Origin of the sequence: Massilia sp. CFBP9026 (genome assembly GCF_034045165.1) — a bacterium.
Classification (GTDB): domain Bacteria; phylum Pseudomonadota; class Gammaproteobacteria; order Burkholderiales; family Burkholderiaceae_D; genus Telluria; species Telluria arenae.
Genome location: NZ_JAXCWH010000002.1, coordinates 735,516 through 758,086, shown reverse-complemented (window position 1 = coordinate 758,086; position 22,571 = coordinate 735,516). Strand labels below are relative to the sequence as shown.

Below are 22,571 nucleotides of genomic sequence, written 5' to 3'. Positions count from 1 at the left end.
CCTATGATCGGTCGCCGCGCTCAATGGCTGGCGCTGGCCTTGACGGCGCGTACTTCGTTGGCGCGTGGAGGGATCAGGACGGTCTTGATACAGTTGTCCAATTTGCTCGAGAAGATGTGATAGGCGTCCGACACTTCTTCCAGCGGCACGCGGTGGGTGATGATCTGCTTCGGATCGATCCGCCCCGCGCGGATGTGCTCAATCAGGCGCGGCAGGTGGCGCCGCACGCTGGCCTGGTTCATGCGCAGCGTTAAACCCTTGTTCAGCGCATTGCCGATCGGGACCGCGTTGAAGGTCGGACCATACACGCCGACGATCGACACGTTGCCGCCCTTGCGCACCGAGTTGATGCACCAGTGCAGCACGGTCGCCGCACCGGCCTGCATCATCGTGTAGACGCCGGTGATGGTCTGCATGGTGTTGCCGGCCGCTTCACAGCCGACCGCGTCGATGCAGACGTCGGCGCCCATCCAGTCGGTCATCTTCTTGATGTGCAGCGCCATGTCCTTCACGTCCTTGAAGTTGACGACCTCGCACTGGGCGTAGCGCTTGACGAATTCGAGGCGGTACTCCACGTGGTCGACCACGATCACCCGCCCCGCCCCCATGAGCCAGGCCGACTTGGCGGCAAAGATGCCGACCGGCCCGGCGCCGAACACGACCACCGTGTCGCCTTCCTGGATGTCGCCCATCTCGGCCGCCTGGTAGCCGGTGGGCAGCGCATCGGTGAGCAGGACCGCGTCATCGTCGTGAATGTCGTCGGGGATGACCATCGGGCCGACGTCGGCCATCGGCACCCGCACGTACTCGGCCTGGCCGCCATCGTAGCCGCCCGCCGTATGCGAATAGCCGTAGATGGCGCCGACCGCCGTCGCTTGCGCGTTGGTGTTGTGGCAATTGCCATATAACTCGTGCTGGCAAAAGAAGCAGGAGCCGCAAAACACATTGAAGGGCACCAGGACCTTGTCGCCGACTTTCAGCTTATGCACGCCCGACCCGACTTCTTCGACCACGCCGATGAACTCGTGCCCGAAGGTGTGGCCGACCCGGGTGTCGGGCACCAGGCCGTGGTACAGGTGCAGGTCCGAACCGCAGATGCAGGCCCGGGTGACGCGCACGATGGCGTCGCCGGGATGCTCGATGACGGGGTCGGGCTTGTGATCGGCGCGAACCCGGTATGGCCCGCGGTAGTTCATTGCCAACATGAATGCTCCTTCACAATTCGATTTGTGACGGCTCGTGCGAGGACGAGCTGATGTGACACAAACTTATGTCAAAACTTCACGAATTGCGATAGGCGCACGGAAACGAACGCGGTTTTTAACCGTCCTTATCGAATAAAATCAGGTAATTATGTTTAGAAGGCAACGAATTAACGAAATTTATAGCTTTTTGGCATCAAATGTATTGCAAGCCTCGACCTGCCCGCTTTCCAGCCCGCGCTCGAACCAGCGCACCCGCTGGGCCGAGCTGCCGTGGGTGAACGAATCCGGCACGACCACGCCGCGCGCCTGTTTTTGCAAGGCATCGTCGCCGATGGCGCTGGCCGCGTTCAGGGCCGTCTCGACGTCACCCTGCTCCAGGATTTTTGCGCGCTGGTTGGTGCGGTTGACCCACACGCCGGCGAAGCAGTCGGCCTGCAGTTCCAGGCGCACCGACAGCGCATTGCCCTGGGTCTCGCTGGCGCGCTGTTGGGCAGCGTGCACTTTGTTGGAAATGCCCAGCAGGTTCTGCACATGGTGGCCGACCTCGTGCGCGATCACATAGGCCTGGGCGAACTCGCCCTCGACGTTGAAGCGCTGCTGCATGGTGCGGAAAAAGCCCAGGTCGATATAGACCTTGGCGTCAGCCGGACAATAAAACGGGCCGGTCGCACTCTCGCCTGTACCGCAGGCGGTGGCGGTGCGGCCTTCGAACAACACCAGCCGGGCCGGCGTGTACTGCGCGCCCTGCTCGCTGAACAACTGGGCCCAGGCATCCTCGGTATACGCCAGCGTGGTGCGCACGAAGCGCGTCTCGCGATCGTCGGCGCGCTCGGCGCGCGGCTGCTCGACCTGCGCCTGCTGCTGTGGCGGCGCACCGCCCGACAGCAGGCCGAGGATGGTGGCGGGCGATACGCCAAGGAAATACGAAGCGACCAGGGCGACGACGATCGTGCCGATGCCGATCGAGCGGCCGCCGAAGCCGAAGCCTCCACCGCCGCCGCCGCCATCGCCACGCCGGTCTTCTACATTGTCGCTTTCACGGTCGCCTTCCCAACGCATCGAATCTCCTTGTGTTTGCTGCTCAGTTGCCGCCGCGCCTGAGGTTGCAGGTGTCGGCACGTTCGCGCGCGTCCTTGCCGCGCAGGTCGTCCAGCGCACCCAATCCGGCGCGTAGCTCGTCGTGCAGCGCGCGCTCGCGGCGCTCGCGTGCGATCTCGCGCGCCATGCGGCTGCGCGGCACTTCGTCCAGTTCCAGGCTCGTCATGATTTCTCTCCCACTTTTTAATTTTTCCGGCCGCTTTTCCGACGTCGTCCGGTTGATCACATAATGCACCAAATCCGGCCTGCGCACGCACACATCCTGCGTGCGCGGGCGTACGGACCGGCCGTGGCGCCTGTGCCACGCTGGCGCAATGAACTCATCCAATGCCAACGCCCTGCTCGCCCTCGGCACTGCCCTGCGCCAGGCCGGTTATCGCTTCATGACGGTCACGCCGTCGACCCACCGCCGCATCAACAACCGTCCCGGCAACGAGCGCGCGCACGACCTGCGCGGCGTGTTCGGCTGGAGCCGGCCGTTCGACCGTGCTCTGCTGCCGGCGAGCGTGCTCGCGCTGATGGCCGATGCCGGCGTGCTGGAAGAAAACGAGGATGGATTGCGTTCGCTGGTGCGGGTCTCGACCCTGGACGATATGCTGCTGTTCCACTCGGCCTGGCCGACGCGCGACGACGACAGCGTGTTCTTCGGCCCCGACACCTACCGTTTCGTCACCGCCATGCGGCGCGGCTTCGCCTTCGTCGGCGCCGGGCCGGTGCGCGCGGTGGACATCGGCTGCGGCGGCGGCGCCGGCGCGCTCACCATTGCCCGCGCATTTCCGCACGCAGAGGTGATCGGCGCCGACATCAACACCAGGGCGCTCGAACTGGCAATGGTCAACGGCCGCCTGAACGGGGTGTCCAACCTGGCGCTGGCCGAGAGCGACCTGTTCGACGGCCTGCAGGGCGACTTCGATCTGGTGGTGTCGAACCCGCCCTTCGTGGTCGATCCGGATGCGCGCCGCTACCGCCATGGTGGCGGCGAACACGGCGCCGAACTGTCGCGCCGCATCGTTGAACAGAGCCTGGGACGCCTGCGCCGCGGCGGCAGCCTGATGCTCTACACCGGCGTGGCCCTGTCCGGCCCGGGCGACCACTTCCTGGACAGCCTGCGCCCGACCCTGGCGGCGCAATGCGATACCTGGACCTACACGGAGCTCGACCCCGACATCTTCGGCGGCCAGCTGGGTGAACCGGGCTACGAGGACGTCGAACGGATCGCGGCGGTGTGGCTGCACGCGGTCAAGCGCTGAGCGCCTCCTCCTCCTGCCAGCCATCATCGGCGCCGTAGAGCGTCAGGGGCCGGCGCACCGGAGCGGTGAAGCAGTAGCCCTGGCCGGCGACGTTGACCAGCCAGGGGCAGTCGCCGCCGCCACCGAGCACCTTGCGCAGATTGACCACCTGCGCGCGCAGGTTGACGTCTTCCACCACCGTGTTCGGCCACACGCCCTGTATCAGCGCGCGCTTGCTCAGCACCTCGCCGGCGTGGGTGGCCAGCAGCACCAGCAGGTCGAACGCCCTGCCGCCGATCGCGACCGCCTGCCCGTCGCGCCGCAGGCGCCGCGCCGCGGGCACCAGCTCGAATTCCAGGAATGCCAGCGTTTCGTATCCAGGTCCGCCTTTCATTTCGTTCTCCCTCGCTGATTGACGATGCCGCCGTGACGCCGTGCGCCGTCCCGCTACTTGTATTGATTTGTAAGCGGGAGTCGGCATAATGAGAGGATAGCGTTCACATTCCACCTCCAGCAGGCCCGATCGGGGGGGACGTGACGACATTCGCCAACACGATCGATCAGGAAGTTCATGGGAAGTACCACCGTCATTTTTGCGCCGGGCTTGCGCCGCGCCGGCCAAGCGCAATGAGCGAGCGCGCCACGCCAACTATCCGGGTACTGCTGGTCGACGACCATCCCTTGATGCGGCGCGGGATCGCGGGCGTGCTCGAGGACGAGCCGGACATCGCGATCGTGGCCGAGGCCGACGACGGCTTCAAGGCCCAGGAACGCTATTTCGACCTGCTGCCGGACGTGACCCTGATGGACCTGGCGATGCCGCGCTGCGGCGGCATCGAGGCGATCCGCGCGATCCGCGCCAGGGACCCGCAGGCCTGCATCATCGCCGTCACCACCTATGCCGGCGACGGCCAGGTGCAGCGGGCGCTCGAAGCCGGCGCCTCGGGCTATGTGCTCAAAAGTTCGTTGGGGGCGGGCGTGGCCGAACTGGTGCGCGCGGCCCATGCCGGGCGCCGGGTGCTGGCGCCGGACCTGGCCCAGCGCCTGAACCAGGCCAGGCCGGAACAGCTGACCGCGCGCGAACGCGACGTGCTGGCCCTGGTCGCCCAGGGCCTCGGCAACCGCGAAGTGGCGCGCGAACTCGGCATCGCCGAAGAGACGGTCAAGGGGTACCTGAGCAATGTGCTGCAAAAGCTGCAGGCCAGCGACCGCACGCACGCGGTAGTGATCGCGCTGCGGCGCGGGATGCTGGACTGAGAGGCGCCGTGACGTCCCGAAATGAAAAAAGCCACCTTGCGGTGGCTTTTTTCATGCTGCTTGGCGGAGAGGGTGGGATTCGAACCCACGGTACGGTCGCCCGTACGCCTGATTTCGAGTCAGGTACATTCGACCACTCTGCCACCTCTCCTGAATCGGTGTTGCGTGGTCGCGTAAGCGAGGCCGCATTATAGCGGACGCCTGGCGAAAACTGCAAGGCTTGCGCGCCAGGAAAAATTTTCATGCCGGCGGGCCGTTCAATCGCAGATGCCAGTCCTCGATCCGCCCGCTCGCCAGGCGCCGCTCGAAGGTCATGCGCCAGCGCTCTGCCAGCGGCGCCAGCCGGGACGCCTCACTCCACTCGTCACGCAGGCCGGGAGCCCGGGCATCGTCCGGAAACATGGCCGCGATCGCCCGCGCCAAAGGCCAGTCGGGACATGACCGATCGACCAGCTCGAACGAGTCGCCTGCCGCCAGCCACCCTTCGCGCAGCACGCGGTAATACCAACCGGTGCGGCCGCTGGCCTGCAGCGCCAGCGCCGCGTCGGGCCGGGCGAAGCGCAGGTTGACGCGAAAGCACGGCTGGCGCCCTTGCGACACCTGCACCAGCGTCTCTCCGACGCGGAACACATCTCCCACGTGCACCTCCCGCTCGCTCATGCCGATGGTCGACACGTTTTCGCCGAACGCCCCGGCAAGGTAAGGCACCGGGCTATCCGGATACCAGGCGCGCCAATGCGGGTAATGCTCGAACGCGTAGTGGTGCAGCGCCTTCTCGGGCCCCCCGTGGTAGATCCGGTCGCCCTGCTCGTCACCCTCGAGGCCATCGAGCGCCAGCCACAAGGCGCCCTGGCGCACCTGTTTGCCGATGCCGCTCAGGACCTCGAGCGTGCCAGGCTTGCCCATCATGCGCGCGCGGCCGGTCAACAGCGCCTCGATCGGGCGCGCCTGGAATGAACTCATGGTTTCCTCGTCAGGCAAAGATGGCCCAGTTGCGCTGCTGGGTGACAGGATCGGTCGGCTCGTGCTCGGCGCAATCGATGCGCAGGAAGGAAATGGGCAGCGGCGCCCCCACCAGCGCGCAGTGGTGCGGCACTTCGGCGCCCGGGTATTTATTGGCCTCGAAGTGGCGGCACGACAGGCAGGCGCGCAGCTCGGGGAAGCGGTCGGTCTTCTGCAGTTCGGCGATCAGCTTGAACAGGCCGGTGAGCATCTGCACCTGCTGGCCGGATGGCAGCCGCGACGCCGCATTGTCGGCGAACGACAGCGCGTGGCCAAGGCGCTCGGCCACCCGCTCGCCGTCGGGCGTGAGATGCAGCGCGGTGGCGCGGCCATCGTCCTCGGCGCGCGCCTTGCGCACCAGGCCCTTGTTGACCAGCGCGGCTACCGAATCGCTGGCGCTGGCCGCCGAGATCGACAGCTGCTTGGCCAGCCACGACAGGCGCACGCCGCGCGTGCGGTGCTGCAGCAGGTGCAGGATTTCGGCCTGGGCCGGATTGAGGCCTTCGCTGGTCGAGACTTCCCACATGCCGGCGCGCAGCACGGTCGCGATGCGGCCGATGGCGGTGACGATGCGGGCGGAGACGTCGGGCGTGCTGTCCCAGGGGGTTTCGGGTTGGATGTCCATGTGCTTCAGGATAGCAAAGCACGCGGGTTTGTCAAGGAGTCCTAATTAGAGATTTGCCCCGTGCAGCAGGTCCAGGCGGCGCACGAAGTCGCGCAGCACGATCCGGTACAGTTCGTCGCCCAGCACGCTGTCCTCGGCGCCGGCATCGATGTTCGGATTGTCGTTCACCTCGATCACCACCGGCCCGCGCGGCGTCATCTTCATGTCGACGCCATACAGGCCGTCGCCGATCAGGTTAGCGGCCCGCAGCGCATAGTCCAGCAGCTCGGGCGGCGCCTCGCCCAGCGGTACGGCGGCCGCCATGCCGAATTCGGCCTTGCCGCTGGCGTCGCGCTTGGCGACCTGCCAGTGGCCTTTCGACATGAAGTATTTGCTGGCGAAGATGGCTTGCCGGTTCAGCACCCCGATGCGCCAGTCGAAATCGGTGTACAGGTATTCCTGCACCAGGATCAGGGCCGACTGCCGCAGCAGTTCCTGCGCCACGCGACGGAACTCATCCGCATCGCGCACCTTCACGACGCCGCGCGAAAAGGCGCCGTCCGGGATTTTCAGCACCATCGGATAGGCTATCCTGGCCTCGATGGCGGCCAGCGCGCCGGCATCGACCTTTTGCAGGGTCAAGGTCAGCGGCGTGGGGATGCCGTGCCGGCGCAGCAGGTCGGCCAGATAGACCTTGTTGGTGCAGCGCAGGATCGACGATGGATCGTCGATCACCACCAGTCCCTCGCTTTCGGCCTTCTTCGCGAACAGATAGGTGTGGTGGTTGATGGCGGTGGTCTCGCGGATGAACAGGGCGTCGAATTCGGCCAGATGCGAGAAATCCAGCCGTGACACCGGCGCGACCTCGAGGCCCAGTTCGCGGCCCACGGCGGCGAAGCGCGCCAGCGCAGCCGGATTGCTCGGCGCCAGCTCCTCGTGCGCGTCATGCAGCATGGCGATGCGATAGCGGTAGCGGCGTGCGGCCGGCGCGCGCCGCGGCAAGCCCTCCCAGGCGGCCGCCAACGCGGCGCAGGCGCTGCGTTCGCTGTCGCCCAGCGCGCCCGGGCCGTGCATCCGGATCGCGGCGATATGCCAGGCGTCGCCACGTGCGAAGTCGACCCGCAGCAGCGGCGCCGGGAACGTGTCGAAGATGCTGCGCGCCAGGGCGGCCAGCGGCGCGTAGTCGGTCATGCCGAAACGGATATCGAGCGAGAACGCGACCGGCATCGGCACGCCGCCGGCGCCGCCGAGCGCCTCGTTCAGGGCGCGGTCGAGTTCACCCGTGTCGAGGGTATAGATCGCCTTGCGCGACAGGTCGTTGATGGTCTTCACCGACGGCAGCACCTGCTGCCCGCGGGCCTGCGCCATCAGCGAGCAGTAGTAGCCGACCGACAGATATTTGTAGCTGCCGCACAGGTTGATCACCAGGGCGCCCTCGTCGGACGCGCATCCCGCCAGGAAGTCGTCGGCCTCGATCACGGTGCAATCGCCATCGGGCGTGCGCCAGTCCCGCGCGTGGTCGACGACCACCAGGCGGCGCGTTCGCGCCTCGCTGTCGGGATCAGGCTCGGAAGAATTCGTGGAGTGCGTGGTCATGGGGGCGATGCCGGAGTTGGGTTGCCCGCCACTCTAGCGGCGCAGCCATAAAAACCGTATAAAGAACCGGCCTACTCATGGCAAGCGAGTGTAAACGCCCACAGGTCGACATCGCGGGTCGCGCCGCCGACGTGCCAGCGGGCAGGCAGGCGTCTTTCGCGGCGAAAGCCGAGGCGCGCCAGCAGCGACTGCGACGCGACGTTGTGCGGCGTGACCTCGGCCTCGATGCGTTCCAGTCCGAGCGTCCCGAGACCATGTCCCAGCATGGCCTGCAGCGCCTCGCGCGCCATTCCCTTCCCCCAGTACGGCGCGGCCAGCAGGTAGCCGAGCGTGGCGCGCCGCTGTTCGGGCGCGATATCGTATAGCGCGCAGCTGCCGGCCAGGCGGCCATCGAGCCGCGCCTCGATCGCCAGGTGCAGCGCCCGGCCACTCGTTAGATCACGCTGCGCCTCATCGATCGCCGCCTGCGCCTGCGCCAGCAAGGACCAGGGCGGGTGAATCCAGTGGCGCATCACTTCGGGGTCGGCGTACAGCGCCAGCAGGTCCGGCGCATCGCCTGGGCGCAGTGCGCGCAGGCGAAGGCGTTCAGTGAGCAGGTCGGAAAGGCGAAGGTCGGGCATGGCAGCTCCAGGATTGATCGAGGACCGGCACCTTATCCCGGCATCGCCGATCGCGTCAGCGCACGTTTACACGGCATTGATCTCCGATCCCCAGTCTTTTTCCCGGTTTTTACGGCCGCCCCGCTACGCTTGTCACCATCGAAACTGGACTGGAGGCCATCATGATCATCGCCATCGTCAACCAGCACGGCAATCCCGACCGCAGCGTCATCGCGCGCAATCTCGCGGTGCTGCGCGCGCGCAGCGGGCGCCGGGTATGCCTGATGAACACCGCGCGCGACGATGGCTGGGGCGCCGAACGCGGCGCCGCGGCGCTGCGGCCCTGGATCGACACGCGCCAGGTCGGCAGCCGCGCGGTCAAGACGCGGCTGGCCGCCCTGCGCCCGCTGTTCAACGACATCCTGATCGACGCCGGCGCGCGCGACACCGAGGAATGCCGCTGCGTGCTGGCCTCGGCGCGGCTGGTGGTGGTGCCGGTGCGCGGCGCCGAGATCGATCTCGATTGCCAGTACCGCTTGCTGGCCCGCCTGAACGCAGCGCGCGTCTTCAATCCCGACATGCGGGTGCTGTTCGTCGCGGTCTGCGGCGCCGACGGTCCCCGCATGGAAGAACGCGCGGCGGTGCTGGCCCACGTGACGCGGGTGCAGGACGCCAGCCTGGCCAACGTCGTCCTGCACCAGCCGGCGGCGCATGACTACGGCCCCGGACGCTGCGTGAGCGACGCCGAGACCTGCGACCCCGAGTCCGCCGGCGAGATGCACGCGCTGTACGACGAGGTATACGCCACCTTGCCGAAGCTGTCGACCTTGCCGGCGGCGCAGCTCGGCGCGGCGCATGCATTATGGGGATGAAGGCCAACCCGATCCGGCGCGCCACCCTGGATGACGTCGCGGCGCTGGTCGGCATCGAGGACGCCAGCTTTCCCGGCAACCGGCTCGACCGGCGGCGCTTTTGCTACCTGCTCGCCAGCGCGCACGGCGCCCTGCTGGTCGACGCCGCCGACGACACGTCCTTGCGCGGCTACGTCCTGCTGCTGTTTCGCGCGAACTCGACGATCGCGCGCTTGTATTCGATCGCGACCCACCCCGAACACCTGGGCCGGGGCGTCGGCGCGGGGCTGGTCGATGCCGCCGAACGCCAGGCGCGCATCCACGGCTACACCTGCCTGCGCCTCGAGATCCGCGCCGACAATGCGGCCTCGCTGGCGCTGTTTCGCGGACGCGGCTACCGGGAATTCGGCCGCCACGCCGCCTACTACCACGACGGCATGGATGCGCTGCGCCTGCAAAAACCGCTGCCGCGCATCCCTGCCGGCGGCCTTACTGGTTGACCTTGCCCGGCAGGCTCAGGTTGCCGGAGGCGACCTTGAACACATCGGCCACGCAGACCAGCGGATTGTGCACGCTCTCGTTGATGCGCAGCGCCGCCGTCACGCCGTCGAAGCTGGCGTTGTTGAGCACCGTGATGTCGTCGAACGGCACCTTCACTTCGAGCGTGTCGCCCTTGAAGACCGGGCTGTAGGCCGGGCTGTCGATCAGGATCGGGAGGCCCGGCCAGGTCTTGGGCAGCTTCGGCTTGGCGCCTTCCGGGATGTCGACGATCTTGAGCGCGTCCTTGCCGCAGGCGACATCCTTGGTCAGCACTACCCAGTGCGAGTGCCACAGGTCGCCGTCGTTATCGAGCTTGCCGTCGCCGTTCTCGTCGTACAGCGGAGTGTCGTCGAAATCCGGGTGCGAGGTCACGGCGAAGGCCAGGATGCCGGCGCCGCGCTCGAAGCCCACGGTCGACGGATCCATCGTGGTCGGCCACACATACGAAAACACCTTGCTGCCGGCCAGCTTGCCGGTCTTGGCTGGCTTCGATGCGCCGGCCTTGCCCGAGACCGCCACGTGGAAGGTCGCGACATTTCCCTCGGTCGTGATCTTGGTGTGGTGGATGTCGAATGGCGCTTTCACGCCCTTGGTCGGGGCGCTCTTGATGCCGCCGTTGTGCTCCTTCTTGTGCTCACCCTGATGGGCGAAGGCGCCGAGCATGGTCAGCGACAGGGCTGCGGCGATGGTGGTCTGGATCAGCTTCATATCAGGTTCTCTTTCTTGTTTTGCGAGTGAATCGAATCGTTCTGTGGTGGCCGGCGGCGCCCCCGCTCCCAGGGGGCGCGCCGCGCCGGTGCTGTTGCTAACGCACGCTGCAGGCGTCGCCGTCGCAACCCGTGGCCTCGACGGGTTCGGCCAGCAGCCGGCCGATCAGCGCGCCGACCTGCATATCCTCGGCCCGGCCGAACAGGCTGTGACGCAGCACGCCCTGGCGGTCGAACAACAGCAAGGTCGGCGTGCCGCGCAAACCGTAGCGCTCCATCGTGCGCGGCACCGGGCCGGTGTCGCTGGCGCGGTCGATGCCGACCGGGAAGCCGATGCGGTACTCATGGACGAAGGCTTTCAAGGCGCCCTCGTTCATGGCCTCGTGGTGTTCGAACACCGTGTGCAGGCCCAGCACCGCGACCTCGTCCTGTCCGAACAGCTGGCGGATGCCCTTGGCCTGCGGGATGCCGTGCGAGACGCAGCCCGGGCACAGCATCTGGAAGGCGTACACCGCCACCACCTTGCCGCGCAGGGAGGCCAGGGTCGGCGCCTGCGTGGCGTTCAGCCAGCCGCTGACCTCGAACTCGGGCGCGGCGGTGTCGTAGAGTGGCGCGTTCATTTTGCGCGCAGCTTCACGCCGGGGAAATCGACCGACACGTCGAAGGCCACGTTCACGTAGTTGGTGAACAGGTTCAGCGCCACGTGGGCCATGATCTCGACGATCGCACCGTCGTCGAAACCGGCATTGCGCAGGGCCTGCACCTCGGTCGCGTCGACGTGGCCGCGCTTCTCGACCACGGCCAGCGCGAAGCGCAGGGCGGCGGCGGTCTGCGGGTCGCTCGACTGGCCGGCCTGGGCTTGCGCCATCTCGTCCTTCGTCGCACCGGCTTTCTGGCCCAGGGCGGTGTGGGCCGCGAGGCAGTAGTGGCAGTCGTTGCGGTCGGCGATCGCGACGGCGATCTGCTCGCCCAGGCGGGCGCCGATGGTGCCGCCGCCGAGGGCGCCGAACGAGCCCCACATGCTGGTCAGCGCTGCCGGTGAGTTGGCCACGCCGCGGAACATGTTCGGCACGACGCCGAAGGCGCCCTTGATCTGTTGCAGCAGTTCGCCACTGGTGCCTTGGGCGGTGGTCGGGTTGACGAGTTCGATACGGGACATGATGTTTCCTTTCAGTCGAGTGGCCGGGTCGAAGGGTGCGGCCACATCACCCATTTATAAAGGAGTCCTAACTATTAATCTTTAAAAAAAGAGCAGTCATGCTGCCGACCTCGCGACGCCCGGCATGCGGCGGCATGCGCGGGACGTCTGGCTTCTCTACTGCCTGGATGCTGCGATGTCGGCTGCCTGACTGCCCGAGAACACAGGATAGCAGCTGCCGGATTAATGTCAAGGACTCCTAATTGAAATCTTCAGATGCCTTCATCGTGGCGGGCGATGGCCAGGGCCACGCCTTCGCCATAGGCCGGATCGCACAGCGTGCAGTTGGCGACATGGCGCGCCTTGACCTCGCTCGAGGCGCGCGCGATGGCGCGCGCCGTGTTCTCGAACAGCAGGTCTTGCTGGGCCGGCGACATCTTCCTGAACAACAGGGCCGGCTGCGAATAATAGTCGTCGTCGACACGGTGGTTCCAGTGGTCGGCCGCGCCTTCGAGCGACAGCGGCGGCTCGCGAAAGTCCGGCTGCTCCTGCCACTGCCCATGGCGGTTCGGCTCATACGCCGGCGTGCCGCCACGATTGCCGTCGACCCGCATTGCGCCATCGCGGTGATAGCTGTGCACCGGACAGCGCGGCGCGTTCACCGGGATCTGATGGTGGTTCACGCCCAGCCGGTAGCGCTGGGCGTCGCCATACGAGAACAGGCGGCCCTGCAGCATCTTGTCGGGCGAGAAGCCGATGCCCGGCACCACGTGGGCCGGGCTGAACGCGGCCTGCTCCACTTCGGCGAAATGGTTCTCGGGGTTGCGGTTCAGTTCCAGCACGCCGACCTCGGTCAAAGGATAGTCTTCGTGCAGCCAGACCTTGGTCAGGTCGAACGGGTTGTAGCGATAGGTCGCGGCCTCTTTCTCGGGCATGATTTGCACATACAAGGTCCAGCGCGGGAAGTCGCCCGCCTCGATGCTGTCGTACAGGTCGCGCAGGTGGCTTTCGCGGTCGCGTCCGATCAGGGCCGCGGCGTGCGCATCGTCCAGGTTGGCGATGCCCTGCTGCGTCTTGAAGGTGAACTTGACCCAGAAGCGCTCGTTGTCGGCGTTGATGAAGCTGAAGGCATGGCTGCCGAAGCCGTGCATGTGGCGGTAGCTCTTGGGGATGCCGCGCTCGCTCATGATGATCGTGACCTGGTGCAGGGCCTCGGGCAGGCTGGTCCAGAAATCCCAGTTGTTGTCGGCGCTGCGCATGCCGGTGCGCGGGTCGCGTTTCACGGCGTGGTTCAGGTCGGGGAACTTGAGCGGGTCGCGCAGGAAGAAGATCGGCGTGTTGTTGCCGACCAGGTCCCAGTTGCCCTGCTCCGTGTAGAACTTCATGGCGAAGCCGCGGATGTCGCGTTCGGCGTCGGCGGCGCCGCGCTCGCCCGCCACCGTCGAAAAGCGCATGAAGAGCTCTGTCTTCTTGCCGATTTCCGAGAACAGCCGCGCCTTGGTATAACGCGTGATGTCGTGGGTCACGGTGAAGCTGCCATAGGCGCCGGCGCCCTTGGCGTGCATGCGGCGCTCGGGGATCACTTCACGGTCGAAGTGGGCCAGTTTTTCAAGGAACCAGACGTCCTGCAGCAGCAGCGGGCCACGTGGCCCGGCGCTCATGGTGTTCTGGTTGTCGACGACGGGTGCGCCTGCGGCGGTGGTCAGCTTGTTCATCGCGGTCTCCTTCAGTGGATGGTGGGGTTTGCGTCTTGTTCGTGTTGCGGTAAGCTGGAATGAATGTTAGGACACCTAACTTAAAATGAGAAATTGGAAATTCCTCTGGACGTGATTGGGAATATTGATCAGCCAGCGCATCGGCACAGGCCCGCGAAAAAAACGACACGGCGCTGTAACGAAACGGCGGATGCGCCGACTTATCGCTACCCACCATTCGAACAGGAGTCCATCATGAACAACACACTCGCCGCAGCCGTGCTGGCCATCGGCGCCGCCGGCGCCCCTCTCGCACAAGCCCAGGACACCAGCCCCGCCGCCCTGGTCGACGCCCTCAACGGCACCTTCGGATCGCACGCCGGCATGCGCGCCTCGCACGCCAAGGGCTTCTGCGCGGTCGGCCAATTCCAGCCCGCGAAGAGCGCGCGCGACTTCGCCGACGGTCCGCTATTCGGGCAAAAAAGCGTGCCGGCCAATGTCCGCTTCTCGGTTGGCGGCGGCAATCCGAAGGCGTCGGACAAGAGCCGCAGCGTGCGCGGCATGTCGATGCGCGTGGCGGCCGGCGGCGAGACCTGGGACCTGCTCCTGATCTCGGAGCCGGCCTTCTTCGCCGCCACCCCCGAGTCCTTCGTCAGCTTCCTGCAGGCGCGCGTGCCCGATCCGGCCACCGGCAAGCCCGACCCGGCGAAGGTCGCCGCCCACAACGCCGCCCACCCCGACGGCACGCGCCAGCCGGCCCTGCTGGCCGCGCATGCGGCGCCAAGCTCGTATGCCAGCACGCCCTACTTCTCGAACAACGCCTTCGTGTTCAGCGGCCGCGGCAAGAAGACGCAGCATGCGCGCATCGTCGCCGAACCCTTCGTCGCGGTGCAGTACCTGACTGCCGACGAAGAAAAGACCCTGCCCGACCTGTTCCTGCAGGACGAGCTGGCCAGGCGGCTGGGCGCGGACACCGTCGGCTTCACCCTGTATGCCCAGTTGCCGGCCGCCGGCGATTCGCTGCTCGATCCGAGCACCGTGTGGCAGGGCGCCGGCAAGGTCGAGCTGGGCCGCCTGCTGGTCAAGGGGCAGGCGCCGCAGGATGCCTGCAACGGCGTGGTCTATATGCCGTTGGCGCTGCCGACGGGAATCGCGGCCAGCGACGATCCGATCCTGCACGCGCGCGGCGCCGCCTACGCGGTCTCGCTGTCGCGCCGCCTCAAGCAATGATGGACGAGGCGCGCGACCCGTGGCAGGCCCTGGCCGGCGAGCGGCCTTTCCTGCTGCGCCTGGCGCGCCTGCAGCTGGGCAGCCAGGCCGATGCCGAAGACGCCGTGCAGGACACGCTGATCGGCGCGGCGCGCGGCTGGAACGGCTACGCCGGCCGCGCCACCCTGCGCAGCTGGCTGACCGGGATCCTGCGCCACAAGATCGTCGACCTGATCCGCAGCCGAAGGCCGGGGCCGGACGCGCCCGTGCTCGTCCCGGATGGCGAGGCCGAATTCGACGGCCTGTTCACGCCCGACGGCGCCTGGCATCCCGACACCTTCGTCGACACCATGTGCGGCGCCACCCTCGCCGCCCAGCGCCAGCTGCTCGACATCGTCGAGCTGTGCATGCGCCGCCTGCCCGGGGACACGGCGCGCCTGTTCCTGATGCGCGAATACCTGGGCATGGAACTGAAGGAAATCGAAGAGCACTGCATGCTCACCAATGCCAACCTGCGCGTGGTGCTGTACCGCGCGCGCATGCGCCTGCGCGAATGCACGGTGCGCAGCTGGGGAGAACCCGAATGAGCGACAACATCACCACCCCGATCACCTGCCGCGACACCACCTGGCTCGTCTCCAGTGCGCGCGACCAGCCGCTCACGCCGCAGCAGGCGCGCCAGCTCGCCGCGCACCTGGCCGGCTGCGCCGCCTGCCAGGTAGCCTCGCGCCAGTTCGCCCAGCTGTTCGCGCAGCTGGACACCCTGCTCGCGCGCGATGCGGCGCCGGACGATGCTTGACAGGACGCGCCATTGAATTATCATTAGGAATCCTAATAATATTGAGGCAATCATGTCCCAGCTTCCCTCCCCATCCACCGACGCTCCCATCCTTTATCACGACGGTTGCCGCCTGTGCCTGGACATCGCGCTCACCCTCGGCGCCGCCATCCCCGGCCTGCGGGTCGTGGACCTGTGCCTGCATCCGGGGCTGACGCCGCAGGCGAAGGAACGCGGCGTGACCGAGTTACCCAGCCTGGTCATCGGGGCCAAGGTGCTGCCGGTCGCGCCGCACTCCACCCTTGCGCATACCCAGGCCTGATGGCGACCCCGATCACCATCCGCGCCCGGGATGGCTACCTGCTCGAGGCGGACCGCTACGAGGCGCAGGGCCCGCTGCGCGGCCACCTGGTCGTGGCCGGCGCCACCGCCGTGCCGCAAGGTTTCTACCGGCGCTTCGCCGAACATGCGGCGGCGCGCGGCTATGCGGTCACCACCTTCGACTACCGCGGCATCGGCCGCTCGGCCCCGCCGTCGCTGGCGGGCTTCGGCGGCGATTTCCTGGACTGGGCCCGGCTCGACCTGGCGGCGGTGGTTGATTCGGTGCCGCACGGCGCCGCCCCGCTGCTGCTGGCCGGCCACTCCTTCGGCGGCCAGGCGCTCGGCCTGCTGCCGAACCACGAGCGGGTCGCCGGCCTTGTCGCCTTCGGTACCGGGGCCGGCTGGCATGGATGGATGCCGCCGCTGGAGCGGCTGAAGGTGCACTTCCTGTGGCGCGTCGCCGGTCCCTGGCTTGTCTGGCGCCACGGCTACCTGGCCTGGAGCCGAATCGGCATGGGCGCCGACGTGCCGCGCGGTGTCTACCGCCAGTGGAAGGGCTGGTGCCGCTTCCCGCGCTACTTCTTCGACGATCCGGCGATGCGCGAGACCGCGCTGGGCTTTGCCCGCGTGACCACGCCCATCGTCGCCTACAATGCGCTCGACGACCGCTGGGCGCCGCCGTCCTCGCGCGACGCCTTCATGGCCGGCTACGGCGCTGCGCTCGTGAAGACGGTGAACGTCGCCGACCTGCGGCTTGGCCACATGGGTTACTTCAGGCCGCAGGCCCGGCCCTTGTGGGATGCGGCCCTGGACTGGTTCGAAGCGCTCGTGGACGATCGCGCCCCACAGCGCAAAGACTAGCGGATATCGACCCGCTGGTGCGGCTCGAACTCGTGGTAAATGTCTGGCTGGTGCAGCGGGATGTACATGTGCAGGCGTTTGCCGCGGTGGAAGACGCCGCGCAGCGTATTGCACGCTTCCCAGGCACGCTCGTAGGAATCGGCGATGTGCAGCACGGCCCACGGGCTGTCGGGCGAGCCTTCGCGGATCATCTCGACGTGGCGGATGTGGAAGTAAGGCGCGAAGCTTTCGATGATGGCGGTTTCGCAGGCGTCGCCGTGCAGGCCGGACAGGATGACTTTCATGGTGTTGCTCCAGGGTTCAGGCGATGATGTTCAGGCCACCGTCCACATAGACGGTGCTGCCGGTCAGGCGGCGCGCGAAGTCCGAGGCGAGATAGGCGCACACCTGGCCGACGTCGTCGATGTCGACCAGTTCTCCCAATGGCGAACGCGCCACCGCATCGCTCAGCAGCAGGTCGAAATCCTTCAGCCCAGAGGCGGCGCGCGTCTTGAGCGGCCCCGGCGAGATGGCGTGCACGCGGATGTCGCGCGGTCCGAGTTCATGGGCCAGGTAGCGGCAGCTCGATTCCAGCGCCGCCTTCACCGGTCCCATCACGTTATAGTTCGGCACCACCTTGTCGGCGCCGTGGTAGCTCATCGCGAACATGCTGCCGCCCTGCGTCATCAAGGGCGCGGCCAGCTTCGCCATGCGCACGAAGGAGTGACACGAGACATCCATCGCCTGCAGGAAGCCGTCCAGCGAGCAGTCGAGCAGGCCGCCCTGCAGGTCGGCCTTCGGCGCGAAGGCGATCGAATGCACGAGGATGTCGAGCTGTCCTAGCTGCGCCAGTTCCGCGAACAGCGCTTCCAGCTGTCCCGGTTCGCGCACGTCGAGCGGCAGCAAGCGTGCGCCGATTTGCGCGGCCAGCGGTTCGACGTGCGGGCGCGCCTTGTCGTTCAGGTAAGTGAGCACCAGTTCGGCGCCCAGCGCATGGAAGGCTTTGGCGCAGCCCCAGGCGATCGAATGCTCGTTGGCGACGCCAACCACCAGCGCGCGCTTGCCTTCCAGGATGGGATGATGGTGCATCATGCGGTCTCCAGTAAATCGATGGTATGACGGGCGATCATGAGTTCTTCGTTGGCCGGCACCAGCCACACGGAGACCCGGCTGGCGGGCGCGTTGATGCGCGCGACGCCAGGCGGCGGCGCGGCGTTCAGGCTTTCATCGAGCTCGGCGCCGAGCCAGGCGGCGTCGCGGCAGACGGCGGCGCGCAGGCGCGCGCTGTTCTCGCCGATCCCGCCCGAGAACACCAGCGCGTCCAGGCCACCCAGCGAGGCCGCCAGCGAACCGAGTTCGCGGCCGATCCGGTAGACCATCAAATCGATCGCGAGTTGCGCGCGCGGATCGCTGCTCGCCTCCAGCGTGCGCATGTCCGACGACAGGCCGGACACGCCCAGCAGCCCCGACTCCTGGTACATCAGGCGCTGCACGCTCGACACCTTCATGCCCAGTTCCTCGATCAGGTAGATCACCACGCCCGGATCGAGGGCGCCGCAGCGCGTGCCCATCGGCAGGCCGTCGACGGCGGTGAAGCCCATGGTGCTGGCCACGCTGCGCCCGCCGTGCATGGCGCACATGCTGGCGCCGTTGCCGAGGTGTGCCGCGACCACCCGCGCTCCTGCCAGCGCGGGGTCATGCTGCGGCAAGGTGGCAGCGATGTATTCGTACGAAAGACCATGGAAACCGTAGCGCCGGATGCCAAGATCGGTGATCTCCGGCGGCAGCGCGAAGGCCTGGGCCAGCGCCGGCTGCGCCGTATGGAAGGCGGTGTCGAAGCAGCCGACCTGCATCAGGCCGGGCGCCAGCGCCATCAGGGCGTGCACCGGCGCCAGGTTGTGCGGCAGGTGCAGCGGCGCGAGCGGCACCAGCCGTTCCAGGCGCTCGAGCACGGTCTCGTCGAGCCGCTGCGGGCCGCTGTACTCGACGCCGCCGTGCACGATGCGGTGGCCCACCGCGCGCACGCGGTAGCCATCGAGTTCACGTTCGGCGAAGTCGATCAGGAAGGCCATCCCTGCATGGTGGTCGAGCGCGTCCGGCCAACTGTGCTCGCCGACCGTGGCGCCGTCGGCGTCCTGGGCGATGAAGCGGGTCGCCCCGCGATACAGGTTCTCGATCCGGCCCTTGAAGGCCAGCGCCAGGTCGGGCAGGCGATGCACCGAGAACTTGATGCTGGACGAGCCGGCGTTGATGACGGCGACGCAGTCGCTGGCTCCCATCTCAGCGCCCCGCCAGCCTGGCGCTGGCCAGTTGATGGCGTGCCAGCAGCACCGCCACCGCGCACGAGGCCAGGCGCGCCGCCACCGTGTCGGCGCGGCTGGTGAGAATCAGCGGCACGCGGGCGCCGAGCACGATGCCGGCCGCCGCCGCGCCGGCCATGAAGCTCAGGCTCTTGGCCAGCATATTGCCGGCTTCGAGGTCCGGCGCTACCAGCACGTTGGCGCGGCCCGCTACCGGCGACACCAGGCCCTTGATGGCCGCGGCCTGCAGGTCGATCGCATTATCCATCGCCAGCGGGCCGTCGAGCACCGCGTCCGTGATCTGGCCGCGGTCGGCCATCTTGCACAGGGCCGCGGCGTCGATCGTCGATGGCATCTTGTCGCTCACGGTTTCCACCGCCGCCAGGATCGCCACCCGCACGCCTTCGAAGCCGAGCACCCGGGCCAGGTCGATCGCGTTCTGCACGATGTCGCGCTTGGCCGCCAGGTCGGGAATGATGTTGATGGCGGCGTCGGTGATGATCAGCGGCTCGCCGCGGCCCGGCACGTCCATCACGAAGCAGTGGGACAGGCGCCGCGCCGTGCGCAGGCCGGTGGAGCCCGACACCACGGCGCCCATCAACTCGTCGGTATGCAGGCTGCCCTTCATCAGGACCGACGCCCTGCCCTCGCGCACCAGCTCCACCGCGCGCGCGGCCGATGCGTGGCTGTGCTCCGTGTCGAACAGTGCCAGCGCGCCGATATCGAGGCCGGCCGCGTCGGCCGCGGCGTGGATGCGCGCTTGCGGACCGACCAGCAGCGGCTCGATCAGGCCGATCCGGGCGGCGTCGAGCGCCGCTTCGATCGCATAGCGGTCGCAGGCATGCGCCACCGCCACCGTGACCGGCCCCTGCGTCCGAGCGGCGGCGATCAGCCGGTCATAATAGGGATGCGTCGTGTTCACCGGTTCCATGACTGTCTCCTCGTGCTGTGACCGCAAGATGGTAGCATTAGATGGTACCAAAGCAACGGTTTTATGCTGCGTCGCAACAAAACTTAATCTGGTTTAAGAAAATTCAAGACCGAATGACGATGAATGCAATCGATGCCGGGGCCAGCAGTCTGGTGCTGGTCGACTACCAGGCCCGGATGATGCCAGCGATCCACGGCGCGCACGACGTCGTCGCCAAGGCGCTGGTGCTGGCCCGCGCCGCCGCATTGCTCGAGGTGCCAGTCCTTGGCACGGTGCAGAACCACGAACGGCTCGGACCGAATACCGACGCGCTGGCGCGGCTGTGCGTGCAGACGGTAGCGAAGACGCACTTCGACGCCTGCGAAGATGGCCTGCTGGCGGCGCTCGACGCGCAAGCCCCGGGCCGCCGGCAAGTGGTGATCGCCGGCTGCGAAGCCCACGTGTGCCTGCTGCAAACTGCGCTCGGACTGCTGCGCGCCGGCCGCGACGTCTTCGTGGTGGAGAACGCGAGTGGCTCGCGCCGCCCGTCGGACCACGCCGCCGCCATGCGCCGCCTGCAGCATGCCGGCGCGACGATCGTGACGCACGAGATGGTGCTGTTCGAGTGGCTGCACGATTGCCGCCATCCGCGCTTTCGCGAAGTGCTGGCGCTGGTTAAATCAGAGCCTGTGAGCGCTTACCAGTAGCCGAGTATCTTCCACCAGGCGCCGCCGACGATCGCGAACACCGCCAGCTCGAACACGCACATGATGAAGCCGATGCGCCACCACGCTCCCATCGTCACGTAGCCGCTGCCGAAGATGATCGGCGAGGTACCGGTGGCGTAGTGGGTGAGCGTCATCATGATGGCCGAGGCGGCGGTCATCATCAGCAGGAACAGCACCAGGTACTCTCCCGGCACCAGCGCAGCGCCCACCGACAGGAAGGCGAACATCATGGCGCTGATGTGGGCAGTGGTGCTGGCGAACAGGTAGTGCGAGAACACGAAGGCCAGCACCAGCACGGTCGCCGCCGCTCCCCACCCCATGCCGCTGGCGGCGATGGCGTCGCGCATGCCGTTCGAGGCCCAGGCGATGACGCCCAGTTTATTGAGCTGCTCGGCCAGCATCACGAGCGCGCCGAACCAGATCAGCGTATCCCAGGCGCTTTTCTCGGACAGCACATCGTCCCAGTCGAGGGTGCCGGTGATGATCAGCGTGAACAGACCGAGGAAGGCGACCACAGTGGGATCGAGCGTGAACGCCGGCCCGAACAGCATGGCCGGCACGTTTGCCCACAACACCAGCAGCAGGCCGAAGGTGCCGAGCATGACTTTCTCCTTGGCCGACAAGGGGCCCATGCGCGCGAGTTCGCTGCGCGCGAAGTGCACCGCATCCGGCGTCTTCTTGAGTTCGGGCGGCGCCAACAGATAGACCACGAGCGGCATCAGGAACAGGCAGACGAGGCCCGGCAGCACCATGCACAGGGCCCAGGTGGTCCAGCTCAGGTGAAAATTCTGGCCGCTGGCGCGGGCGACGAAGTCGACCACCAGCGGATTGGGCGCGGTGGCGGTCAGGAACATCGCCGAGGTGATCGGGTTGGCGTGGTAGTTGACCAGCGCCAGATAGGTGCCCACCTTGCCCTGCGTGCCCTTGGCCGGATCGGAATCGAAGGCGCTGGCGATCGACTTCATGATCGGGTGCACGATGCCGCCGCCGCGCGCGGTATTACTGGGCGTGAACGGCGCCAGCACCAGCTCGCATACGGCCAGGCCATAGCCGATGCCGACCGTGCGCTTGCCCAGCAGCGCGATGAACTGCAGGCCGATGCGGTTGCCCAGGCCCGTCTTCTTGAGACCGCGCGAGATCAGCACGGCGACCACGATCAGCCAGATGAGCGGGCTCGAAAAACTGCCGAGGGCATCGGCCATCGCGCCCTTGGACGAACCGGACGTCACCTGCGACAGCGAGACGATGACGATGGCCATCAGGGCCATGACGCCGATCGGCATCACCTTCAGGATGATGGCGACGATGGTGGTGAGGAAGATGGCGACCAGGCCCCAGGAGTCGGGGTTCAAGCCCTCGGGATGGGGCAAGGCGAGCAGCGTGACGAGGACGGCGGTGGTGATGAGGGCGGGAACCAGGCGGAACGGCACGGCCTGGTTAAAGTAACGAAACATGGCCTGCAATTGCGACAGCATGACGATTCCTTCCTGACGGTATAACCAGATAACAACTACTGGTTAACATGTTAGCAGAGGAATGTTGCGACGCATCAATTGTTGACCGGGATGGTCGGGAACGGCGTAGGCGCTCTTAGCGTTTGGCGGTCGGCGGTGAGCAAGCGCTGCCCGACGTGTCGATCCCGCAGGGGACGCCGGCGCAGCAATTCTCGGTAAGGAAACCGACCAGTTCGCTCATGGTGTCGAACTGCGCCGTGTAGATCATGAATCTTCCTTCCTGGCGCGCCGTCACCAGGCCGGCATGGCTCAGCTCCTTCAGGTGGAAGGACAGCGCCGACGAGGAGATTTCCAGTTCCTCGCCGACCTTCCCGGCCGCCAGTCCCGACGGGCCGGCCTGGATCAGCAGGCGGAAGATCGCCAGCCGCGATTCCTGGGCCAGGGCGGCGAGCGCCGCCAGTACCTGTTTGGTTTCCATGTTCGACGTTCCAGTTGAATAATTTCAGGTGCT

28 protein-coding genes and 1 tRNA gene are annotated in these 22,571 nt (G+C 67.0%); 10 read left to right on the top strand and 19 right to left on the bottom strand.

Features of this window, described 5'->3' with window-relative positions:
- Positions 1–20: 20 nt before the first annotated feature.
- From SOM28_RS07730 to SOM28_RS07720, 3 genes are all read right to left on the bottom strand, one after another.
- Positions 21–1,205, bottom strand: coding sequence for a zinc-dependent alcohol dehydrogenase (locus tag SOM28_RS07730; RefSeq protein WP_320467743.1), 1,185 nt, complete (start codon positions 1,203–1,205; stop codon positions 21–23).
- A 177-nt stretch (positions 1,206–1,382) separates the two neighbouring features.
- Positions 1,383–2,264 carry a KPN_02809 family neutral zinc metallopeptidase gene (ypfJ, locus tag SOM28_RS07725; protein WP_320467742.1) on the bottom strand — a complete coding sequence of 294 codons (882 nt, stop codon included), beginning with the start codon at positions 2,262–2,264 and terminating at the stop codon, positions 1,383–1,385.
- A 22-nt stretch (positions 2,265–2,286) separates the two neighbouring features.
- Positions 2,287–2,469 (bottom strand): hypothetical protein, encoded by a 183-nt coding sequence (locus tag SOM28_RS07720; RefSeq protein ID WP_123069679.1) that lies wholly within the window; start codon positions 2,467–2,469, stop codon positions 2,287–2,289.
- 148 nt (positions 2,470–2,617) lie between these two features.
- On the opposite strand from SOM28_RS07720, the gene SOM28_RS07715 reads away from it, so the two are divergent.
- A complete protein-coding gene (locus SOM28_RS07715) occupies positions 2,618–3,553 on the top strand; it encodes a methyltransferase (protein ID WP_123069680.1) in 936 nt (311 codons plus the stop codon).
- On the opposite strand, the gene SOM28_RS07710 is transcribed toward SOM28_RS07715, so the two are convergent.
- Entirely contained in the window at positions 3,543–3,926 is a 384-nt protein-coding gene (locus SOM28_RS07710) for a winged helix-turn-helix domain-containing protein (protein ID WP_183407429.1), read from the bottom strand. The two genes, SOM28_RS07715 and SOM28_RS07710, sit on opposite strands and share 11 nt — an antisense overlap.
- A gap of 233 nt (positions 3,927–4,159) precedes the next feature.
- Between SOM28_RS07710 and SOM28_RS07705 the strand changes: the two genes are divergently transcribed.
- Positions 4,160–4,789, top strand: a complete 630-nt coding sequence (locus tag SOM28_RS07705) for a response regulator (protein ID WP_123069682.1) — start codon at positions 4,160–4,162, stop codon at positions 4,787–4,789.
- A gap of 61 nt (positions 4,790–4,850) precedes the next feature.
- On the opposite strand, the gene SOM28_RS07700 is transcribed toward SOM28_RS07705, so the two are convergent.
- The 5 genes from SOM28_RS07700 to SOM28_RS07680 form a co-directional block, all read right to left on the bottom strand.
- A tRNA-Ser gene (locus SOM28_RS07700) sits at positions 4,851–4,940 on the bottom strand.
- Positions 4,941–5,029: 89 nt separating this feature from the next.
- Positions 5,030–5,752, bottom strand: a complete 723-nt coding sequence (locus tag SOM28_RS07695; RefSeq protein WP_320467741.1) for an MOSC domain-containing protein — start codon at positions 5,750–5,752, stop codon at positions 5,030–5,032.
- 10 nt (positions 5,753–5,762) lie between these two features.
- The gene (locus tag SOM28_RS07690) at positions 5,763–6,416 is read right to left on the bottom strand and encodes a MarR family winged helix-turn-helix transcriptional regulator (protein ID WP_123069684.1); all 654 of its coding nucleotides are present in this window, start codon (positions 6,414–6,416) and stop codon (positions 5,763–5,765) included.
- 45 nt (positions 6,417–6,461) lie between these two features.
- Complete coding sequence (locus SOM28_RS07685; RefSeq protein WP_320467740.1) at positions 6,462–7,991, bottom strand: RimK family ATP-grasp domain-containing protein; 1,530 nt, start codon at positions 7,989–7,991, stop codon at positions 6,462–6,464.
- Positions 7,992–8,062: 71 nt separating this feature from the next.
- Positions 8,063–8,611: a GNAT family N-acetyltransferase gene (locus SOM28_RS07680; RefSeq protein WP_123069686.1), complete on the bottom strand. Its 549-nt coding sequence runs from the start codon at positions 8,609–8,611 to the stop codon at positions 8,063–8,065.
- A gap of 161 nt (positions 8,612–8,772) precedes the next feature.
- Here SOM28_RS07680 and SOM28_RS07675 point away from each other — a divergent pair, with 161 nt between their 5' ends.
- Both SOM28_RS07675 and SOM28_RS07670 read left to right on the top strand, forming a co-directional pair.
- On the top strand, positions 8,773–9,462 hold the full coding sequence (locus tag SOM28_RS07675; RefSeq protein ID WP_320467739.1) for a P-loop NTPase family protein: 690 nt from the start codon (positions 8,773–8,775) through the stop codon (positions 9,460–9,462).
- Positions 9,459–9,941, top strand: a complete 483-nt coding sequence (locus SOM28_RS07670; RefSeq protein ID WP_320467738.1) for a GNAT family N-acetyltransferase — start codon at positions 9,459–9,461, stop codon at positions 9,939–9,941. Before SOM28_RS07675 ends, SOM28_RS07670 begins: the two co-directional genes overlap by 4 nt.
- On the opposite strand, the gene SOM28_RS07665 is transcribed toward SOM28_RS07670, so the two are convergent.
- The 4 genes from SOM28_RS07665 to SOM28_RS07650 form a co-directional block, all read right to left on the bottom strand.
- Positions 9,931–10,689, bottom strand: a complete 759-nt coding sequence (locus SOM28_RS07665; protein WP_320467737.1) for a hypothetical protein — start codon at positions 10,687–10,689, stop codon at positions 9,931–9,933. The genes SOM28_RS07670 and SOM28_RS07665 overlap by 11 nt on opposite strands.
- Before the next feature lie 97 nt (positions 10,690–10,786).
- The gene (locus tag SOM28_RS07660) at positions 10,787–11,308 is read right to left on the bottom strand and encodes a redoxin domain-containing protein (RefSeq protein ID WP_123069690.1); all 522 of its coding nucleotides are present in this window, start codon (positions 11,306–11,308) and stop codon (positions 10,787–10,789) included.
- On the bottom strand, positions 11,305–11,847 hold the full coding sequence (locus tag SOM28_RS07655) for a carboxymuconolactone decarboxylase family protein (protein WP_320467736.1): 543 nt from the start codon (positions 11,845–11,847) through the stop codon (positions 11,305–11,307). The genes SOM28_RS07660 and SOM28_RS07655 overlap by 4 nt, the downstream gene beginning before the upstream one ends.
- A gap of 251 nt (positions 11,848–12,098) precedes the next feature.
- Positions 12,099–13,541, bottom strand: coding sequence for a catalase (locus SOM28_RS07650; protein ID WP_320467735.1), 1,443 nt, complete (start codon positions 13,539–13,541; stop codon positions 12,099–12,101).
- Positions 13,542–13,775: 234 nt separating this feature from the next.
- On the opposite strand from SOM28_RS07650, the gene SOM28_RS07645 reads away from it, so the two are divergent.
- Genes SOM28_RS07645 through SOM28_RS07625 form a run of 5 tightly spaced genes read left to right on the top strand, consistent with a single transcriptional unit; the run spans position 13,776 to position 16,689 of the window.
- Positions 13,776–14,750: a catalase family peroxidase gene (locus tag SOM28_RS07645; protein WP_320467734.1), complete on the top strand. Its 975-nt coding sequence runs from the start codon at positions 13,776–13,778 to the stop codon at positions 14,748–14,750.
- Positions 14,747–15,316 carry a sigma-70 family RNA polymerase sigma factor gene (locus SOM28_RS07640; protein WP_320467733.1) on the top strand — a complete coding sequence of 190 codons (570 nt, stop codon included), beginning with the start codon at positions 14,747–14,749 and terminating at the stop codon, positions 15,314–15,316. Before SOM28_RS07645 ends, SOM28_RS07640 begins: the two co-directional genes overlap by 4 nt.
- Positions 15,313–15,528 (top strand): zf-HC2 domain-containing protein, encoded by a 216-nt coding sequence (locus tag SOM28_RS07635; protein ID WP_221176147.1) that lies wholly within the window; start codon positions 15,313–15,315, stop codon positions 15,526–15,528. The genes SOM28_RS07640 and SOM28_RS07635 overlap by 4 nt, the downstream gene beginning before the upstream one ends.
- Before the next feature lie 52 nt (positions 15,529–15,580).
- Positions 15,581–15,829: a hypothetical protein gene (locus tag SOM28_RS07630; protein ID WP_320467732.1), complete on the top strand. Its 249-nt coding sequence runs from the start codon at positions 15,581–15,583 to the stop codon at positions 15,827–15,829.
- Positions 15,829–16,689 (top strand): alpha/beta hydrolase family protein, encoded by an 861-nt coding sequence (locus tag SOM28_RS07625; RefSeq protein ID WP_123068861.1) that lies wholly within the window; start codon positions 15,829–15,831, stop codon positions 16,687–16,689. Before SOM28_RS07630 ends, SOM28_RS07625 begins: the two co-directional genes overlap by 1 nt.
- On the opposite strand, the gene SOM28_RS07620 is transcribed toward SOM28_RS07625, so the two are convergent.
- The 4 genes from SOM28_RS07620 to SOM28_RS07605 are packed head-to-tail and all read right to left on the bottom strand — an operon-like array spanning position 16,686 to position 19,899.
- On the bottom strand, positions 16,686–16,973 hold the full coding sequence (locus tag SOM28_RS07620; RefSeq protein ID WP_123068860.1) for an RNA-binding protein: 288 nt from the start codon (positions 16,971–16,973) through the stop codon (positions 16,686–16,688). The genes SOM28_RS07625 and SOM28_RS07620 overlap by 4 nt on opposite strands.
- Before the next feature lie 16 nt (positions 16,974–16,989).
- Positions 16,990–17,757 carry an enoyl-ACP reductase FabI gene (gene fabI, locus SOM28_RS07615; protein WP_320467835.1) on the bottom strand — a complete coding sequence of 256 codons (768 nt, stop codon included), beginning with the start codon at positions 17,755–17,757 and terminating at the stop codon, positions 16,990–16,992.
- Positions 17,757–18,947, bottom strand: a complete 1,191-nt coding sequence (locus SOM28_RS07610; protein ID WP_320467731.1) for an acetate/propionate family kinase — start codon at positions 18,945–18,947, stop codon at positions 17,757–17,759. Before SOM28_RS07610 ends, fabI begins: the two co-directional genes overlap by 1 nt.
- 1 nt (position 18,948) lies before the next feature.
- A complete protein-coding gene (locus SOM28_RS07605; protein ID WP_320467730.1) occupies positions 18,949–19,899 on the bottom strand; it encodes a phosphate acetyltransferase in 951 nt (316 codons plus the stop codon).
- A 119-nt stretch (positions 19,900–20,018) separates the two neighbouring features.
- Here SOM28_RS07605 and SOM28_RS07600 point away from each other — a divergent pair, with 119 nt between their 5' ends.
- Positions 20,019–20,585, top strand: a complete 567-nt coding sequence (locus SOM28_RS07600) for an isochorismatase family protein (protein WP_320467834.1) — start codon at positions 20,019–20,021, stop codon at positions 20,583–20,585.
- Here SOM28_RS07600 and SOM28_RS07595 read toward each other — a convergent pair.
- Together SOM28_RS07595 and SOM28_RS07590 are read right to left on the bottom strand one after the other, a co-directional pair.
- Positions 20,576–22,081 carry a DASS family sodium-coupled anion symporter gene (locus SOM28_RS07595; RefSeq protein WP_320467729.1) on the bottom strand — a complete coding sequence of 502 codons (1,506 nt, stop codon included), beginning with the start codon at positions 22,079–22,081 and terminating at the stop codon, positions 20,576–20,578. The two genes, SOM28_RS07600 and SOM28_RS07595, sit on opposite strands and share 10 nt — an antisense overlap.
- 115 nt (positions 22,082–22,196) lie before the next feature.
- A complete protein-coding gene (locus tag SOM28_RS07590; protein WP_320467728.1) occupies positions 22,197–22,538 on the bottom strand; it encodes an ArsR/SmtB family transcription factor in 342 nt (113 codons plus the stop codon).
- Positions 22,539–22,571: the final 33 nt, after the last annotated feature.

Excerpts from the sequence above, each read along its gene's own strand:
- SOM28_RS07625 (WP_123068861.1), top strand. The coding sequence starts at position 15,829 with ATGGCGACCCCGATCACCATCCGCGCCCGGGATGGCTACCTGCTCGAG.
- SOM28_RS07635 (WP_221176147.1), top strand. The coding sequence starts at position 15,313 with ATGAGCGACAACATCACCACCCCGATCACCTGCCGCGACACCACCTGG.
- SOM28_RS07645 (WP_320467734.1), top strand. The coding sequence starts at position 13,776 with ATGAACAACACACTCGCCGCAGCCGTGCTGGCCATCGGCGCCGCCGGC.
- SOM28_RS07685 (WP_320467740.1), bottom strand. The coding sequence starts at position 7,991 with ATGACCACGCACTCCACGAATTCTTCCGAGCCTGATCCCGACAGCGAG.
- SOM28_RS07665 (WP_320467737.1), bottom strand. The coding sequence starts at position 10,689 with ATGAAGCTGATCCAGACCACCATCGCCGCAGCCCTGTCGCTGACCATG.
- SOM28_RS07630 (WP_320467732.1), top strand. The coding sequence starts at position 15,581 with ATGTCCCAGCTTCCCTCCCCATCCACCGACGCTCCCATCCTTTATCAC.
- SOM28_RS07650 (WP_320467735.1), bottom strand. The coding sequence starts at position 13,541 with ATGAACAAGCTGACCACCGCCGCAGGCGCACCCGTCGTCGACAACCAG.
- SOM28_RS07695 (WP_320467741.1), bottom strand. The coding sequence starts at position 5,752 with ATGAGTTCATTCCAGGCGCGCCCGATCGAGGCGCTGTTGACCGGCCGC.
- SOM28_RS07715 (WP_123069680.1), top strand. The coding sequence starts at position 2,618 with ATGAACTCATCCAATGCCAACGCCCTGCTCGCCCTCGGCACTGCCCTG.
- SOM28_RS07720 (WP_123069679.1), bottom strand. The coding sequence starts at position 2,469 with ATGACGAGCCTGGAACTGGACGAAGTGCCGCGCAGCCGCATGGCGCGC.
- SOM28_RS07670 (WP_320467738.1), top strand. The coding sequence starts at position 9,459 with ATGAAGGCCAACCCGATCCGGCGCGCCACCCTGGATGACGTCGCGGCG.
- fabI (WP_320467835.1), bottom strand. The coding sequence starts at position 17,757 with ATGCACCATCATCCCATCCTGGAAGGCAAGCGCGCGCTGGTGGTTGGC.
- SOM28_RS07690 (WP_123069684.1), bottom strand. The coding sequence starts at position 6,416 with ATGGACATCCAACCCGAAACCCCCTGGGACAGCACGCCCGACGTCTCC.
- SOM28_RS07600 (WP_320467834.1), top strand. The coding sequence starts at position 20,019 with ATGAATGCAATCGATGCCGGGGCCAGCAGTCTGGTGCTGGTCGACTAC.
- SOM28_RS07655 (WP_320467736.1), bottom strand. The coding sequence starts at position 11,847 with ATGTCCCGTATCGAACTCGTCAACCCGACCACCGCCCAAGGCACCAGT.
- SOM28_RS07730 (WP_320467743.1), bottom strand. The coding sequence starts at position 1,205 with ATGTTGGCAATGAACTACCGCGGGCCATACCGGGTTCGCGCCGATCAC.
- SOM28_RS07620 (WP_123068860.1), bottom strand. The coding sequence starts at position 16,973 with ATGAAAGTCATCCTGTCCGGCCTGCACGGCGACGCCTGCGAAACCGCC.
- SOM28_RS07595 (WP_320467729.1), bottom strand. The coding sequence starts at position 22,081 with ATGCTGTCGCAATTGCAGGCCATGTTTCGTTACTTTAACCAGGCCGTG.
- SOM28_RS07680 (WP_123069686.1), bottom strand. The coding sequence starts at position 8,611 with ATGCCCGACCTTCGCCTTTCCGACCTGCTCACTGAACGCCTTCGCCTG.
- SOM28_RS07675 (WP_320467739.1), top strand. The coding sequence starts at position 8,773 with ATGATCATCGCCATCGTCAACCAGCACGGCAATCCCGACCGCAGCGTC.
- SOM28_RS07705 (WP_123069682.1), top strand. The coding sequence starts at position 4,160 with ATGAGCGAGCGCGCCACGCCAACTATCCGGGTACTGCTGGTCGACGAC.
- ypfJ (WP_320467742.1), bottom strand. The coding sequence starts at position 2,264 with ATGCGTTGGGAAGGCGACCGTGAAAGCGACAATGTAGAAGACCGGCGT.
- SOM28_RS07605 (WP_320467730.1), bottom strand. The coding sequence starts at position 19,899 with ATGGAACCGGTGAACACGACGCATCCCTATTATGACCGGCTGATCGCC.
- SOM28_RS07710 (WP_183407429.1), bottom strand. The coding sequence starts at position 3,926 with ATGAAAGGCGGACCTGGATACGAAACGCTGGCATTCCTGGAATTCGAG.
- SOM28_RS07610 (WP_320467731.1), bottom strand. The coding sequence starts at position 18,947 with ATGGGAGCCAGCGACTGCGTCGCCGTCATCAACGCCGGCTCGTCCAGC.
- SOM28_RS07640 (WP_320467733.1), top strand. The coding sequence starts at position 14,747 with ATGATGGACGAGGCGCGCGACCCGTGGCAGGCCCTGGCCGGCGAGCGG.
- SOM28_RS07590 (WP_320467728.1), bottom strand. The coding sequence starts at position 22,538 with ATGGAAACCAAACAGGTACTGGCGGCGCTCGCCGCCCTGGCCCAGGAA.
- SOM28_RS07660 (WP_123069690.1), bottom strand. The coding sequence starts at position 11,308 with ATGAACGCGCCACTCTACGACACCGCCGCGCCCGAGTTCGAGGTCAGC.